Genomic DNA, 15,057 nt, shown 5'->3' on the forward strand with positions numbered 1-15,057 from the left:
CGCGCGGTGGACAGGCCGGGACGGGCCCGGGTCAGCTCGAGACGGCGGCGGCCAGCTTGTCGAGGCTGTCCTCGAGCTGCGCGCGCTCGACCAGCGGGAAGCTCACCTGCTTCAGCACCTCGGGGTCGGTCACCTTCGACCAGTCGTAGGTCAGCGTGACCTCGGTGGCGTCGGAGCCCTCGGCCTGCAGCCGCCACACCCACTCCCAGCCGGGGGGCTCCTGGCCGGCGGGCGCGGTCTGCCACGCGACGAGGTGATTGGGGTCGAAGCCCGTGACGTGGTTGTCGGTCTGGTAGTCGCCGCCCATGTGCGGGCCGCTCATGTTCATGGTGAAGGTCTGCCCGGTGGCGGTGATCCGGTCGGACTTCTCGTCGCCCTGCACGAACCCGGAGCCGTCGAGCTCGACGTGGCGGTCGGGGCGGGTGAGGACGTCGAAGACGTCCTGGGTCGAGGCGTCGATGGTGCGGCTGACGGTGATGGAGGTGTCGTCGCTCATGCCTCAGTGGTGCCCGACCGGCGTACGCCGCACACGGGGGCCTCAGCGCGGCGCGACCTCGGCGATGAGCGCGAGGTGGTCGGTGCCCTCGATCTCGACGGTGCGGGTGCCGAGGGAGGCGAGGGTGTCGGCGACGAGGACGTGGTCGATGCGGATGACCGGCGGCAGGAACGGCGCGACGCCGAGGTGGTTGGCGGGCCAGGTGGGCTGCTGGCCCTCGTTGGCCAGCTCGCCGGCGTCGCGGAACCCGAGGCCGTCGAGGCGGCGCATCACGTCGTGGTCGGGGGTGGCGTTCATGTCGCCCACGATCAGGTCGGCGTGGGACCGGTCGGCGTCCTCGCGGATCACGGCGTGGTCGGCGCGCCAGGCGTCGGGCAGGACCGGGGCGGTGGGGTGCACCGCGAGCAGCGTGAGGTCGCCGACGCTCATCCGGTAGGACTGGAACTCGGTGTCGAGCAGCACCGGCTCGCCCAGCGGCAGGTCCGAGAGGACCATGGTGCCGGCGACGAACCGGTCGGTGCCGCCCGCGCGGTTCGGCAGGACGTCGGCGATGCCCGCTGCGTCGAGGTCGGCGAGGAAGTCGGGGGTGATCTCCTCGAGCACCAGCACGTCGACGCCCTCGCGGCGCACCGTCTCGGCGACCTGGGCGGCGTCGGCGTGGCCCTCGAAGAGGTTGGAGTTCATGACCGTGATCGGCTCGGCGCCCGGCGCGGGCGGCGGGTTGGCGCCCGCGAACTGGGGACCGACCCACAGCAGGTGCAGGAACAGCGCTCCCCCGGCCACCACGACGGCCCCGATCCGCAGCGGCCGGCGATCGGTGCGCGCGGCGGCGCGGAACGACAGCAGGAAGACCAGCAGCCCCCACAGCACGACGCCGAGCGGCGTGAACGACACCAGCCGGATCATCGAGCCGTTGTCGCTGTCGACGATCCGGCTCCCGGTCAGCAGCAGTGCCGGGAGCGCGAGCCCCGCGACGACCAGCCAGAAGACCGTGCGGGCCAGCGGGCTGCTCGTCGCAGCAGCACGCGGCGCAGCAGCACGCGGCGCAGCAGCGCGCGTCACAGCAGCACGAGGTCGTCGCGGTGCACGACCTCCCGCTCGTACGCCGCCCCGAGCTCGCGCTTCAGCTCACCGGAGCTGCGACCGAGCAGGTCGGGCAGCTCGGCGGCGTCGAAGTTCACCAGGCCGCGCGCGACCGGAACACCGTCGGCGCCCGCGATGTCGACGGGGTCGCCGGCGTGGAAGTCACCCTCCACACCGGTGACGCCGGCGGCGAGCAACGAGGCGCGGCGCTGGGTGACGGCCGCGACCGCGCCCGCGTCGAGCACGAGGGTGCCCATCGGCTCGGTGGCGTGGGCGAGCCACAGCAGCCGGGTCGGGCGGCGGCGGCCGGTGGCGTGGAAGAGGGTGCCGACCTCGGAGCCGTCGAGCGCCTCGGCGACGCGGGCGGCGGCCGTGAGGACCACCGGGATGCCGGCCCCGGTCGCGATCCGGGCCGCCTCGAGCTTGGTCTGCATGCCGCCGGTGCCGACGCCGGCCGACCCCGCTCCGCCGACCTTGACGTGGGCGAGGTCGTCGAGCGAGTGCACCTCGGGCAGCAGCGCGGCCCCGGGCGTCGACGGCGGGCCGTCGTACAACCCGTCGACGTCGGAGAGCAGCACGAGCAGGTCGGCGTGCACGAGGTGCGCGACGAGCGCGGCGAGCCGGTCGTTGTCGCCGAAGCGGATCTCACTGGTGGCGACGGTGTCGTTCTCGTTGACGATCGGCAGGACGCCGAGCTCCAGCAGCTTGGCGAAGGTCTGGTAGGCGTTGCGGTAGTGCGAGCGGCGCGTCACGTCGTCGACCGTGAGGAGCACCTGACCGGCGACGACGCCGTGGCGGTCGAGCTCGGAGGTGTAGCGGTGGATCAGCAACCCCTGGCCGACCGAGGCGGCGGCCTGCTGGGCGGCGAGACCGCTCGGACGCCGGCTGAGGCCGAGCGGAGACAGGCCCGCCGCGATGGCGCCGGACGAGACCAGGACGACCTCCACCCCGCGGCGCCGCGCGCTGACCAGGGCGTCCACCAGCGCGGTGACCTGGACGGGGTCGATGCCACCGCCCGCGGTGGTGAGCGAGGACGAGCCGACCTTGACGACCACGCGGCGCGCCGCGGTCACCTGAGCCCGCGACTGCTGTGCGTTCATGCGCCGCTCATGCGTCGGGGTCCTCCGCGGAGCCGATCTCGTACGACGTGGGACCGGACGGGCGGTTCTGCTCCCTCAGCGCCTGGTCGAGACGGCGGGCGACGTCGGCGCGCGTCTCGCCCTCGGCGCGGTCGGCCATGGCCTCGTCGATCGCGCGGCGGCGCTGGGCCGCGGGCCGCTCCTCGTCGAAGCGCTGGTCCTCCCCGCGGCGCGAGAGGATCTCGGCCCCGGCGTCGAGGCCCGGCTTGAAGTCGAAGACGACGGCGTTGTCGGGGTCCCCGATGGCGACGGCGTCGCCCTCCTCGGCGCCCAGCGTGAGCAGCCGCTTCTCGACCCCGAGCCGGTTGAGCCGGTCGGCGAGGAACCCGACCGCCTCGTCGTTGCTGAAGTCGGTCTGGCGCACCCAGCGCTCGGGCTTGGTGCCGCGCACCGACCACACCAGGTCGCCGCCGAGGTCGCTGCGGGTGACGGTGAAGTCGTCGCCCCCGTCGGCCGACGGCGGCCGCAGCACGATCCGGGTGGCCTCGGCGACCACCTTCTCGGCCCGCGCCGCCCGCACGATCTCGGCCATTGCGAAGGTCAGCTCGCGCATGCCCTCCCCCGAGGCCGCGCTGACCGGGAACACCCGGTGGCCCTGCTCGCGCAGGTCGTCGATGACGATGTCGGACAGGTCGCGCCCGTCGGGCACATCGACCTTGTTGAGGGCGACCAGGCGGGGTCGGTCCTCGAGGCCGCCGTAGCGGCTCAGCTCGTTCTCGATCACCTCGAGGTCGTCGACAGGGTTGCGGCCGGGCTCCATCGAGGCGGTGTCGACGACGTGCACGAGCGCGGCGCAGCGCTCGACGTGGCGCAGGAACTCGTGGCCGAGCCCGCGGCCCTCGCTGGCCCCCTCGATCAGCCCGGGCACGTCGGCGACGGTGTACGTCGTCTCGCCGGCGGTCACGACCCCGAGGTTGGGCACCAGGGTGGTGAACGGGTAGTCGGCGATCTTGGGCCGGGCGCGGCTCATCGCGGCGATCAGGCTGGACTTGCCCGCGCTGGGGAAGCCGACCAGGCCGATGTCGGCGACGACCTTGAGCTCGAGGACGATCTCGAGCTCGTCGCCGGGCTCGCCGAGCAGGGCGAAGCCGGGTGCCTTGCGCTTGCTGCTGGCCAGCGCGGCGTTGCCGAGGCCGCCGCGCCCGCCCTGGGCGACGACCAGCTCGGTGCCGGGACCGACGAGGTCGGCGAGCACCTCCCCCCGACGGTCCGAGACCACCGTGCCGTCCGGCACCGGGAGCACCAGGTCGGCGCCGTGGGCACCGTTGCGGTGGCCGCCCGCACCCTGGCCGCCGTGCTCGGCGCGGCGCTTGGGGCTGTGGTGGTAGTCGACGAGCGTCGTGACGTCGGGGTCGACGCGCAGGATCACCGAGCCGCCCGGACCGCCGTTCCCGCCGTCGGGGCCACCGAGCGGCTTGAACTTCTCACGGTGCACCGAGGCGACGCCGTGGCCGCCGCGCCCGGCGCTGACGTGCAGCGTCACGCGGTCGACGAAGGTCGGGACGGCCATGGTGGTGCTCCTGGTTCAGTGGTGCGGGGCTGCGCCCCTGATGACGCACGAAGGGCGCCCCGTGACCGGGACGCCCTGCGTGGAATGTCTGGTGGACCGACGTCAGGCGTCGGCACCCGGGACGATGTTGACGACCTTGCGGCCGCGGCGGGTGCCGAACTCGACGGCGCCGGCCGACAGCGCGAACAGCGTGTCGTCGCCACCGCGGCCGACGTTGGCGCCCGGGTGGAAGTGGGTGCCGCGCTGGCGGACGATGATCTCGCCGGCGTTGACGACCTGGCCGCCGAAGCGCTTGACGCCGAGGCGCTGGGAGTTGGAGTCGCGGCCGTTCTTGGTGGACGCCGCGCCCTTCTTGTGTGCCATCTGAACTGTCTCCGTCTGCTCGTGCTGCTCGTGGGTGACCGTCAGGCCGAGATGTCGGTGATCTTGACCTGGGTGTACTTCTGGCGGTGGCCCTGGCGCTTCTTGTAACCGGTCTTGTTCTTGAACTTCTGGATCACGATCTTCGGGCCCTTGGTCGCACCGACGACCTCGGCGGTGACCGAGGCCTTGTCGAGCTTCGACGCGTCGGAGGTGACCGAGTCACCGTCGACGACGAGGACCACGGGCAGGGTCACGCTCTCGCCCACGCCGGTCGAGACCTTGTCGATCTCGATGACGTCGCCGACGGCGACCTTCTGCTGCTTCGCGCCTGCGCGCACGATCGCGTACACCGCGGTCTCCTCGTTGGTTCGTGGATGCTGAAGTCTGTGCTGGGTGCTGCTGGCCTGGGGCACGCGACGGGCGGCGCCTCGCAGGCAGACGGCGCGCACGCGGGCGCGCCGACGTTCCATAGTACGGAGCGAGCCGGTGGCCCGCAAAACGCGGACCCCGGCTCGCTCTGAGCTGCTAGCGCTTGCGCGAGCCCCGGCGCTTGACCGGGACGTGCTCGGCGGTCTGCTCCTGCGCGCTGTCGGCAGCGTCGGCGGTGCCGGGCTCGACGGACCCGTCCGCCGCCGGCGTGCCCATGTCCGCCGTCGTGACCGCCGGCGGACCGGCGGGGCGGCTGGCACTGCGGCGCCGGGTCCGGGTCACCACGGTGGGCTTGGTCGGCTCGGGCGTCGGCTCGGGCTCGGGCGTCGGCTCCGGCTCTGGCGTCGGCTCGGGCTCCGGCGTCGGCTCGGGCTCCGGCGTCGGCTCGGGCTCCGGCGTCGGCTCGGGCTCCGGCGTCGGCTCGGGCTCCGGCGTCGGCTCGGGCTCCGGCGTCGGCTCCACCTCGGTGACCGGGGCGATCTCCTCCACCACGGTGGGCGCCTCGGTCGGGGCGTCGGCGCGGTCCTCGAACGACGGCTCCTCGACCTGCTCGACCTCCGTCGGCTCGGCGTCGGGCTGCTCGACCTCCGACTCGGGCGCCGGCGGCCGGGCCATCGCCGCGACGTCCTTCGGGCTGGGCGGGCCGGCCGGCTTCGAGGCCTGCTGGCCCCCGTTCTGCTGGCCGCCGTTCTGGCCGCCGTTCTGCTGGTCGTCGCCGTTGCGGCCCCGACCGCCGCGCGAGCGGCGACCGCCGCTGCGGCGGTTGTCGCCGCCGCCGTCGTCAGCGCCGCCGCCGCCACCGCGGTGGGTGTCGACCGGGTGGTCGTGCAGCACGAGACCGCGGCCCTGGCAGTGGTCGCAGGTCTCGCTGAACGCCTCGAGCAGGCCGGTGCCGATCCGCTTGCGGGTCATCTGCACCAGGCCGAGCGAGGTGACCTCCGCGACCTGGTGGCGGGTGCGGTCGCGCCCGAGGCACTCGACGAGGCGGCGCAGCACCAGGTCGCGGTTGGACTCGAGCACCATGTCGATGAAGTCGACGACGATGATGCCGCCGATGTCGCGCAGCCGGAGCTGGCGCACGATCTCCTCGGCCGCCTCGAGGTTGTTCTTGGTGACGGTCTCCTCGAGGTTGCCCCCGGAGCCGGTGAACTTGCCGGTGTTGACGTCGACGACCGTCATCGCCTCGGTGCGGTCGATGATCAGCGAGCCGCCCGAGGGCAGCCAGACCTTGCGGTCGAGACCCTTGGCGATCTGCTCGTCGACGCGGTACGTCGAGAACAGGTCGACGCCGTTGTGCTCGGCGGCGTCGTACTTCTCCAGGCGCTCCTCGAGGTCGGGCGCGAGGTGGGAGACGTAGGACTGCACCGACTCCCAGGCGTCCTCGCCCTGGATGACGAGCTTGGAGAAGTCCTCGGTGAACAGGTCGCGCACGACCTTGAGGGTCAGGTCGGGCTCGCCGTACAGCAGCTGCGGAGCGCTGCCCTTCGACTTCTTCTCGATGTCGTCCCAGCGGGCCTTGAGCCGCTCGACGTCGCGGGTCAGCTCGTCCTCACTGGCGCCCTCGGCGGCGGTGCGGACGATGACGCCCGCGCTGTCGGGGACGATCTCCTTGAGCAGCGTCTTGAGGCGGTTGCGCTCGGTGTCGGGCAGCTTGCGGGAGATGCCGCTGGTGGTGCCGTCGGGCACGTAGACCAGGAAGCGGCCGGGCAGGCTGATCTGGCTGGTCAGGCGCGCGCCCTTGTGGCCGATCGGGTCCTTGGTGACCTGCACGAGCACGGACTGGCCCGAGCTCAGGACCGACTCGATCTTGCGGGCCTGGCCGTCCTTGTGGCCGAGCGCCGACCAGTTGACCTCGCCGGCGTACAGCACGGCGTTGCGGCCGCGGCCGATGTCGACGAACGCCGCCTCCATGGAGGGCAGGACGTTCTGGACGCGGCCGAGGTAGACGTTGCCGATGAGCGAGGTCTGCGACTCGCGGGCGACGTAGTGCTCGACGAGCACCTTGTCCTCGAGGACGCCGATCTGGGTGAGCTCCTCGCGCTGGCGCACGACCATGACCCGCTCGACCGACTCGCGGCGGGCCAGGAACTCCGCCTCGCTGACGATCGGGGCGCGGCGGCGGCCGGCCTCACGGCCCTCGCGGCGGCGCTGCTTCTTGGCCTCGAGGCGGGTCGACCCGCTGATCGCGGTGATCTGGTCCTCGCCGGTGCGGCTGCGGCGGCTGCGGGTGACGGTCTTGGCGTCGCCCTCGCCGTCGGCGGAGTCCCCGTCGCCCGAGCGGCGCCGGCGGCGACGACGGCGCGAGCCCCCGCCCTCGCCGGACTCCTCACCGCTGTCGCTCTGGGCCTCGCCGTTCTCCGCGGTCTCGCCGTCGGAGGCCGCGTCGTCGGTCGCGCCTTCCTGTGCAGCGTCCTGCGCAGCGTCGCCCTGGGCGTCGTCGGTGCTCGCGCCGTTCGACTCACCGGAGTCGGACGACTTGCGCCGGCGGCGTCCGCCGCGGCGGCGACGGCGGCGACCGGAGCCGCCCTCGCCCTGCTCGCCGTCCTGCTCGGACTCGTCGCTCTCGTCGTCGTCGCTCGTCGCGGCGGTGTCCTGGGCGGCGTCGTCGGCGACGGCTTCGAGCGCGGCCGCCTCGACGGCGGCCTCGTCGGCCTCGTCGGTCTCGGCGGCCGCGTCGGTCTCGGCGACGGGCTCCGGGACCGGCTCGGCATCCTTCTTGCGCTTGCGCGACGTCTTCTTGACGACCGGCTTGGGCGCCTGGAACAGCACCGCGGTCTCCGGGGCCGGCTCCGTGGTCGGCTCGGCGACTGCCTCCGTCGCGGCCTCGGCGGGCGCGTCGACCGCCGCCGCGGCATCCACCTCGGGCTCGGCCGGCGCGGCGACGGCCTTCTTCGTGGTCCGCTTGCGGGTCGTGCGCTTCACGACCGGCTTGGCCGGCTCGTCCTCGACCGCGGCCGAGATCTCGGGCGTGACCTCGACGGGCTCGGGAGCGTGCTCGGCTTCGGGCGCACCGGCCTCAGGCGCAGCCACGACGGCCTTCTTGGTGGTGCGCTTGCGGGTGGTCTTCTTGACCACGGGCGCGGCCGAGGCGTCGGTCTCGGTCCCGGCCGGCGTGGCGTCCGCCTCGACCGGGGTCTCCGGCGCGGCCACGTCCTCGCTGGAGGCGGCCGCGCTGCTCGCCGCGCTCTTGCGGGTGGTGGTCTTCTTCGCCGCGGTCTTCTTGGCGGCGGTCTTCTTCACGGCCGTCTTCTTGGCCGCGGTCTTGCGCGCGGTCGTCTTCTTGGCCGGCGCGGCGGTGAGCTCCTCGGCCGGGTTGGCCGTCTGCTCGCCGTTCTCGGGAGGGTTCTGCTCGTTGTTCAGGTCGTCGGGCACGTGATGCTCCTCGGGGCCCGGTCGCCTCGGCGCCGGGCAGTCACAGCCGCTGCACCGCTGTCACCGGTGCGCGACTTCAAGCCTGTGGACGGCGACACCCTCCGCACTGCGCCGCTGGACTCCTGCCCGACGCCTGCCGCGGTCGCTCGCCCTGGCGGTCGCTGTCACCGACCGGCCGGGCCGCGTCGCGGTCTGGCGCCGACGGGCTCCCAGAGTGCCGCCCTTCCCGGTGGGCCGGGGGTACGGCGAGAACGTCGTCGGGTCGACCGGGGGTCGACCACGGCGAGTATCGCACATCTCGCCAGGTCGGCCTGGTCCCTGCGCGGTCGCCGGGCGCGGCGGGCGAAGCCTCCGCGACCCCTCCCGCACCACTGGGTGCACGGAACTCACGCTTCCCCGACGAAGTTTCGTGACCCCAGCACCAGTTTCACCGGGTACCCGGTGAAACTCCCGCCGCCGCCCTTCACGGGTGCAGCGGATCCCCCAGCTCACCGGTGTCGGGGTCGAGGGGGCCCTGGGCGAGCCGGGTGAGCAGGGGGACGCCGACGACCTCGAGGCCACCTGCGGAGCCGAGCGCGGACAGCACGTCGTCGGGGCGCACGGCGGGCTCGACGTGGCGCAGCAGCAGGTCCAGCACCGAGCGCTCCAGCGGCGCGTCGTCGTCCACCGACACCGCGAGCGAGAGGACGGCCGCGCGCGAGTCGAAGTCGCGCAGTCCCTTCTTGGTCATCCGCTGCACGACCACCTCGTCGGCGGCCAGGAACGCCGCCACGGCGTGCTCGGCCTCGGCGACGGTCGCGGTGAGCTGGATGCGCCAGTGGCTGACCTGCAGCAGGTCGGTCAGCCCGACCGGCGGCGCCTCGACGACCTCGACCAGGTCGAGTCCGTCCGGCATCGCCTCGTCGAGCGCGGCGTGGACGGCGGCGGGGTCGACGACCTCGGCGAGGGCGATCTCGAGGTACTCCGCCTCGCTGGCCGAGCCGGTCGGCGCGGCCCCGGCGTACGAGATGCGCGGGTGGGGGTTGAACCCCGACGAGTAGGCCATCGGCAGCCGGGCGCGGAAGACCGCGCGCTCGAAGGCGCGGCTGAAGTCGCGGTGGCTGGTGAAGCGGAGACGACCGCGCTTGGCGTAGCGGATCCGCAGGCGCTGGACCGGCGGCGGGGCCTGCTTGGGCTGCTGACGACTCACTGCTGGCTCACTGCTGACTCACGGCCCGCATCACGGGTGCACCCACTCGACGACCTTCATGGCGGCAGAAGGGTAGACCGTGCCCACCCGGACTCCCCCCATCCACGAGGTCAGCCGCTCGGCCTCCGCCGCCAGGGCGCGTACGCCGGCCCGCGGGAGCCGCTCGAGGAGCCGCACCTCGACGACCCCGGCGTCGTCCTGCACCCAGCAGCCGACGACACGCCCGTCCCACCACGCGGTGGTGCCGGCGTTGCCGTTGCGGTCGAACAGCTGGGCGGCGTGGGGGCCGAGGTAGAAGTCGCGGTGCTTCCATCCCATGACCGTCGGGTCGAGCACGGGCAGCAGCGCGGCCCAGGGTTCGAGGACGGGCTCGGGCTCGAGGTCGTCGGGGAGGACCCAGCCGGTGAGCGGTCCGTCGAGCGACACCTCGACGGCCTCGAGCCGCGTGAGCGCGGCGCGCACGGCCGCCTTGGTGCCACCGAGCCACCACACGAGGTCGTCCTCGGTGAGCGGTCCCGAGCTGCGCAGCCAGCGCGCCACGATCTCGGCGTACCCGTCGTCGGACTCGAGCGGCACCGGGGCCTCGCCGAGCCAGCGCTCCATCCGCGTCCACCGCGGCCGGGAGAGCCGCCAGTGCTGGGTGTTGACGCCGCGGACGACGTCGGCGGTGAGACCCAGGTGGGTGAGCAGGCGGCCGTGGTTCCAGACCGAGCCGGCGCTCACGTCGAACTTCCGGGCCACCTCCGGCACCGCCTCGCGGACCTCCACCGCGGTGAGGCCATCGGGGCTGGCCTCGATCGCGGCGAGCACCTGGACACGGGCGTCGTCGACCCAGGCCAGGCCGTCGGCGGCGACCCCGGCCTTCTCGACGTCCTTGGCCATCCGCTTGCGCTCGGCCTCGGCCACCCGGGCCGAGGCACTGCCCCACGCCGCGGGCAGGAGGTCGCGCGGGAAGACGAACAGCGTGCGACGCATCGCGAGCTGCTTGACCAGCGTGCGGTCGGCCTCGAGGGCCCGCTGGACGTCGGCGACGGTGAGGTCGTCGACCCGGGCGCGCAGCGACAGGTGGACGGTCGCGGGCTCGGTGGCGTGCAGCACGGTGACGGCCCGCGTGGCCGCCTCGGCGTCGGTCGCGCGGTGGCCCGGGGCGAGGGCGTGACGACGCCCGAGCCGAGCGCGCCGTTCCGAATCGGGGATGTGCCTCATCGGGATTAGTGTGACGTCAGTGTCACGACCCTCCCCCGGCCGTGTCGGGTCCACCAGCCTCGCGCTGGTCCTGACCGGCATCCTGCTCCTCTCGCTCAACCTGCGACCCGCGGCTGTGAGCGTCGGCCCCGTCCTCGACGAGCTGCGCGACGGTCTGGACATGGGAGCCGCCGAGGCCGGCCTGCTCACCTCGCTGCCCGTCCTCGCCTTCGCCGTCTTCGGCGCGCTGGCCCCGCTGGCCGCCCGCCGGATCGGGCCGCACCGGGTCACCCTGCTCGCGCTGCTCGCGGTCGTGGTCGGGCTCGCCGGGCGTGCCGTGGTGGGCGACGACCTGGCCTTCCTCGCACTGTCGCTGGTCGCCGTCGGCGGCATGGCGATGGCCAACGTGCTCATCCCCTCTCTGGTCCGCCTGCACTTCCCGGACCGCATCGGGCTGATGACCGCGGCGTACTCCACCTCGCTGGCGATCGGCCTGACCTCGGCGTTCCTGCTGACGGTGCCTTTCGCCGACTGGCTCGGCTCCTGGCGCTGGGGGCTCGGGGTCTGGGCGATCCTGGCGCTGGCCTGCACCGCGCCGTGGTTCGCGCTGGCCGCGCACGACGAGCGCGCCGAGACCGAGGTGACCGAGCGCTCGGTCAGCTTCGGCCAGATCGCGCGTACGCCGCTCGGCTGGGCGATGGCCGTCTTCTTCGGCCTGCAGTCGCTGCAGGCCTACGCCGTCTTCGGCTGGTTCGCGACGCTGTGGCGCGACGCCGGGTTCGGGGCCGGCACGGCGGGCGCGCTCGTCGGTCTGGTCGCGGGGGTGTCGATCCCGCTGTCGCTGTGGCTGCCCCAGCTCGTGGCCCGGCCCGGCGACCGCCGCGCGGTGCTGCTGGCGATCATCGCGTGCTACCCGGTCTCCTACGTCGGGCTGATCGTCGCGCCGGTCTCGCTCGCCGTCGTCTGGGCGCTCGTCCTCGGCGTGGGCATGTCGACGTTCCCCATCGCGCTCACCCTCATCGGCCTGCGCTCCGAGAGTGCCGGCACCACCGCTGCCCTGTCCGGCTTCACCCAGGCCGTCGGCTACCTGCTCGCCGCGGTCGGGCCGTTCGGCGTCGGCACACTCCACGAGGCCACCGACGGGTGGACGGTCCCGCTGATCGTGCTCGCCGCCCTCAGCGTGCCGCTCGCGCTCGTCGGCGCCTACGTCGGCCGCCCGCGCACCATCGAGCAGCAGCTGCCGCGCACCGCCCTGATCGACGCCGACGCCTGATCGCACCTATCGCTGTGCGCCGGGCCGCGATGTGGAACCCTGGCTCGCGCAGACGTCCGCCGCGCTCCACCTGAGGGGAACCCGATGACCACACCGCAGAACCCCGACGGCGAGCAGAACCCCTACGGGCAGCAGAACCCCTACGGCGGTGCCGGCGAGCAGCCGCCCCCGCCCGCGCAGAACCCGTACGGCGCGCCCCAGGGCGAGCAGCCCCCGGCCTACGGCCAGCCCCCCGCTCCCCCGGCGTACGGCCAGCCCGCGCCACCGCCGTACGGCGCCCCGCAGCAGCCGGCGTACGGCGCGCCGCAGCAGCCGGGCCAGCCCGGGCAGCCGGGCCAGTACGGCTACGGCGCGCCGGCGTACGGCGCCCCCGGCAGCACGCCGGACGCGCCCAAGGGGCTCGCGATCACGGCGCTCGTGCTGTCGTTCCTCGGCTGCACCGGCATCCTCGCGCTCGTCTCGATCATCATGTCGGTGGTGGTGCTGCGCCGCGGCAAGGACGGTCGCAACCACGGCAAGGGCCTGGCCATCGCGGCGATCATCATCAGCGTCATCAGCCTCGTCGTGGGCGCGCTGATCGCCGTCGGCGTCGTGGCCGCGGTCAACAGCATCGTCGAGGTCGACGACCTGAAGACCGGCGAGTGCGTCACCGCCGACGGGCTCTCCGACAGCACGGCCAAGACCGTCACCGACATCCAGGTCGTCGACTGCTCCGACAGCCACGACGGCGAGGTGCTGACGACGACGACGCTCACCGCGGACCAGGCGCAGAACTTCACCACCGATCCCTCGATCTCCGCCTGCGCCGACGCGATCACCGCCGCCGGCAAGTCGGACCTGATCAGCGACACGGTCAACTTCACCGCCCTGGCCGCGGAGCAGCCCGAGGCCGGCGACCGGGTCGCCTGCATCGCGTTCAACACCGACGGCTCGCCGCTGACCGGCAAGCTCGGCGGCTGACGCCGGCCGCACCGGGACGTCGGGGGACGCTCGTGAGGGTTCGGCTCGTGGAGACCGGCTCGTGAGGACCGGCTCGTGAAGAAGGCGGTGGGCACCGCGGTCGTGGTCGCCGTCCTGGCGATCGCCGTCGCGGTGTGGGTGGTCCGCAGCCAGCACGGACACGTCGACACCGTCGCCGACCTCGACCGCGGTGACTGCGTCGACGCCGCCGCCTTCCTGCGCGGCGCGCAACCAGCGCTCGCGGACCTGACCCGCGCCGACTGCGACGACCCCCACGACGCCGAGGTGCTGCTCGTCGTCGACCTCGACGCGGCCCAGGCCGCGGCGTACCGCCCCGAGGTGCCCGACGCGGTGTGCACCGACGCCCTCGGCGACCGCGACTCCGCCTCCGCAGCCGGCCAGCGCCTGCTCATCGCGGGCATCGCCGACACCCGCCGCCCCTCCGACGGCGACGAGCTCGCCTGCTTCGCCTTCGCCGCCGACGGTCAGCGCATCGACGGGCGCGTGCTCACCCGCTGAGACCCGCGCTGCCCTGGCTGCCGGCGTCGGCCGGGGGCGGGCCGACCGGCTCCGAACCGGGCCGTGTGCCTGAGAACGCGCCCCACCTCGGTGCTGGGCCTAGGACTCGACAGTCGCCCGAAGAACGGCTGGGGTGGCGGTGCCGTAGCAACCTTCTCCGTGTCTCGGACGGTTGCTGACGCACCGCCCCCGACGCCGCATCCACCCCTCCGAGGACCCCGCCGCGACCCCGACTCGACTGTCGGTGGCGGGTGGTCTGATGGAGTCATGGCCGCCACCACCACCCCGACGCACCGCGTGTCCCGCGCGGTCTCGGGGATGCGTACGGCGGCCACCGACCTCGCCGAGGTCCCGGTGTGGACCATGGACGCCGCCGAGACCGAGGCCACCCTGGTCGAGCTGCTCCGCCTGCGCACCCAGGTCGAGTCCCTCAGCCTGCGGCTCCTCGCGCACGCCGACGCCCTCGGCGTCGCCGGCCGCGCCGGCGCCGCCTCGACCGCCCACTGGTACGCCCACCGCACCCGCCTCACCCGCGCCCAGGCCCACCGCGAGACCCGCGCCGCCGCCGCGCTCCAGACCCACCCCGCCACCGCCGAAGCCCTCGCCACCGGTGCCCTCCACCTCGACCAGGCCCTCGCCGTCACCCGCGCCGTCGACCAGCTCCCGGACGACCTCGACCGGGTCGACGACACGCTGCGCGACCGGGCCGAGCACGAGCTGCTCGACCAGGCCGCCGACTTCGACGCCCGCCACCTCAAGACCCTCGGCACCCACCTGGTCGAGGTCGTCGCCCCCGACATCGCCGAGGCCCACACCGCCCGCCTCCTCCAAGCCGAAGAACGCGCTGCCGCCGCCGACCAGCGCCTGGTCCTGCACGACGACGGCCACGGCCGCGTCCACGGCCGGTTCACCCTCGACGCCACCACCGGCGCCATGCTGCGCACCGCCCTCCTCGCCATCGCCGCACCCAAGCACCAGAGCGCCACCCACGACACCGCGCAAGGACCGATCCCGCCACGCCGCCCGGCCCCCGAACGGATGGGCGCCGCGTTCGCCGAGTACGTCGCCCGCTACCCCGCCACCGCGCTACCCGAGACCGGAGGCCTCGCGGCCACCGTGATGGTCACCATGACCCTGGCCGACCTCCTCGGCCACACCGACCGGCCCGCCACCCTCACCAACGGCCACACCATCTCCGCCGCCCAGGCCCGCCGGATCGCCTGCGAAGCCGGCCTCCTGCCCGCCGTCCTCGCCACCGACGGGCGGACCGTGCTCGACCTCGGCCGCACCACCCGCCTCTTCACCAGCCGCCAGCGCCTCGCCCTCGCGATCCGCGACCGCGGCTGCACCACCGACGGCTGCGACTGGCCACCCGCCATGACCCACGCCCACCACGACACCCCCTGGGCCGCCGGCGGCCCCACCGACCTCCACAACGGCCGCCTCCTCTGCCCCTTCCACCACACCCGAGCCCACGACCCCGCCTACCGCACCGAGCACCTCCCCGGCGGCAAGATCACCTTCCACCGACGGGAATAG

Annotated in this window: 13 protein-coding genes; 4 read left to right on the forward strand and 9 right to left on the reverse strand. The window is 73.9% G+C overall.

Annotation, left to right across the window (positions count from 1 at the left end):
- Positions 1 to 31: 31 nt before the first annotated feature.
- The 9 genes from GRQ65_RS01345 to GRQ65_RS01385 form a co-directional block, all read right to left on the reverse strand.
- Positions 32 to 496, reverse strand: a complete 465-nt coding sequence (locus GRQ65_RS01345; protein WP_160874377.1) for an SRPBCC family protein — start codon at positions 494 to 496, stop codon at positions 32 to 34.
- A 42-nt stretch (positions 497 to 538) separates the two neighbouring features.
- Entirely contained in the window at positions 539 to 1,558 is a 1,020-nt protein-coding gene (locus GRQ65_RS23670) for an endonuclease/exonuclease/phosphatase family protein (RefSeq protein WP_160874379.1), read from the reverse strand.
- Positions 1,555 to 2,679: a glutamate 5-kinase gene (gene proB / locus GRQ65_RS01355; RefSeq protein WP_160874381.1), complete on the reverse strand. Its 1,125-nt coding sequence runs from the start codon at positions 2,677 to 2,679 to the stop codon at positions 1,555 to 1,557. Before proB ends, GRQ65_RS23670 begins: the two co-directional genes overlap by 4 nt.
- Before the next feature lie 7 nt (positions 2,680 to 2,686).
- Complete coding sequence (obgE, locus tag GRQ65_RS01360; RefSeq protein WP_160874383.1) at positions 2,687 to 4,228, reverse strand: GTPase ObgE; 1,542 nt, start codon at positions 4,226 to 4,228, stop codon at positions 2,687 to 2,689.
- Positions 4,229 to 4,330: 102 nt separating this feature from the next.
- A complete protein-coding gene (rpmA, locus tag GRQ65_RS01365; RefSeq protein WP_160874385.1) occupies positions 4,331 to 4,591 on the reverse strand; it encodes a 50S ribosomal protein L27 in 261 nt (86 codons plus the stop codon).
- 41 nt (positions 4,592 to 4,632) lie between these two features.
- Complete coding sequence (gene rplU / locus GRQ65_RS01370) at positions 4,633 to 4,941, reverse strand: 50S ribosomal protein L21 (protein WP_160874387.1); 309 nt, start codon at positions 4,939 to 4,941, stop codon at positions 4,633 to 4,635.
- Between the two features lie 175 nt (positions 4,942 to 5,116).
- Positions 5,117 to 8,392 carry an Rne/Rng family ribonuclease gene (locus GRQ65_RS01375; RefSeq protein ID WP_337191415.1) on the reverse strand — a complete coding sequence of 1,092 codons (3,276 nt, stop codon included), beginning with the start codon at positions 8,390 to 8,392 and terminating at the stop codon, positions 5,117 to 5,119.
- A gap of 463 nt (positions 8,393 to 8,855) precedes the next feature.
- Positions 8,856 to 9,581 (reverse strand): TIGR03936 family radical SAM-associated protein, encoded by a 726-nt coding sequence (locus tag GRQ65_RS01380; protein ID WP_160874389.1) that lies wholly within the window; start codon positions 9,579 to 9,581, stop codon positions 8,856 to 8,858.
- A gap of 30 nt (positions 9,582 to 9,611) precedes the next feature.
- Positions 9,612 to 10,787, reverse strand: a complete 1,176-nt coding sequence (locus GRQ65_RS01385; RefSeq protein WP_160874391.1) for a winged helix DNA-binding domain-containing protein — start codon at positions 10,785 to 10,787, stop codon at positions 9,612 to 9,614.
- 19 nt (positions 10,788 to 10,806) lie between these two features.
- Between GRQ65_RS01385 and GRQ65_RS01390 the strand changes: the two genes are divergently transcribed.
- The 4 genes from GRQ65_RS01390 to GRQ65_RS01405 all read left to right on the forward strand — a co-directional run bounded on the left by GRQ65_RS01390 (position 10,807) and on the right by GRQ65_RS01405 (position 15,057).
- Complete coding sequence (locus tag GRQ65_RS01390) at positions 10,807 to 12,039, forward strand: MFS transporter (protein WP_337191416.1); 1,233 nt, start codon at positions 10,807 to 10,809, stop codon at positions 12,037 to 12,039.
- An 84-nt stretch (positions 12,040 to 12,123) separates the two neighbouring features.
- Complete coding sequence (locus GRQ65_RS01395; RefSeq protein WP_160874395.1) at positions 12,124 to 12,999, forward strand: DUF4190 domain-containing protein; 876 nt, start codon at positions 12,124 to 12,126, stop codon at positions 12,997 to 12,999.
- A 75-nt stretch (positions 13,000 to 13,074) separates the two neighbouring features.
- Positions 13,075 to 13,518 (forward strand): hypothetical protein, encoded by a 444-nt coding sequence (locus GRQ65_RS01400; protein WP_160874397.1) that lies wholly within the window; start codon positions 13,075 to 13,077, stop codon positions 13,516 to 13,518.
- A gap of 267 nt (positions 13,519 to 13,785) precedes the next feature.
- Complete coding sequence (locus tag GRQ65_RS01405; RefSeq protein WP_160874399.1) at positions 13,786 to 15,057, forward strand: HNH endonuclease signature motif containing protein; 1,272 nt, start codon at positions 13,786 to 13,788, stop codon at positions 15,055 to 15,057.

The organism is Nocardioides flavescens, assembly GCF_009823805.1.
GTDB lineage: Bacteria > Actinomycetota > Actinomycetes > Propionibacteriales > Nocardioidaceae > Nocardioides > Nocardioides flavescens.

Excerpts from the sequence above, each read along its gene's own strand:
- GRQ65_RS01345 (WP_160874377.1), bottom strand. The coding sequence starts at position 496 with ATGAGCGACGACACCTCCATCACCGTCAGCCGCACCATCGACGCCTCG.
- proB (WP_160874381.1), bottom strand. The coding sequence starts at position 2,679 with ATGAACGCACAGCAGTCGCGGGCTCAGGTGACCGCGGCGCGCCGCGTG.
- obgE (WP_160874383.1), bottom strand. The coding sequence starts at position 4,228 with ATGGCCGTCCCGACCTTCGTCGACCGCGTGACGCTGCACGTCAGCGCC.
- rpmA (WP_160874385.1), bottom strand. The coding sequence starts at position 4,591 with ATGGCACACAAGAAGGGCGCGGCGTCCACCAAGAACGGCCGCGACTCC.
- GRQ65_RS01385 (WP_160874391.1), bottom strand. The coding sequence starts at position 10,787 with ATGAGGCACATCCCCGATTCGGAACGGCGCGCTCGGCTCGGGCGTCGT.
- GRQ65_RS01395 (WP_160874395.1), top strand. The coding sequence starts at position 12,124 with ATGACCACACCGCAGAACCCCGACGGCGAGCAGAACCCCTACGGGCAG.
- GRQ65_RS01405 (WP_160874399.1), top strand. The coding sequence starts at position 13,786 with ATGGCCGCCACCACCACCCCGACGCACCGCGTGTCCCGCGCGGTCTCG.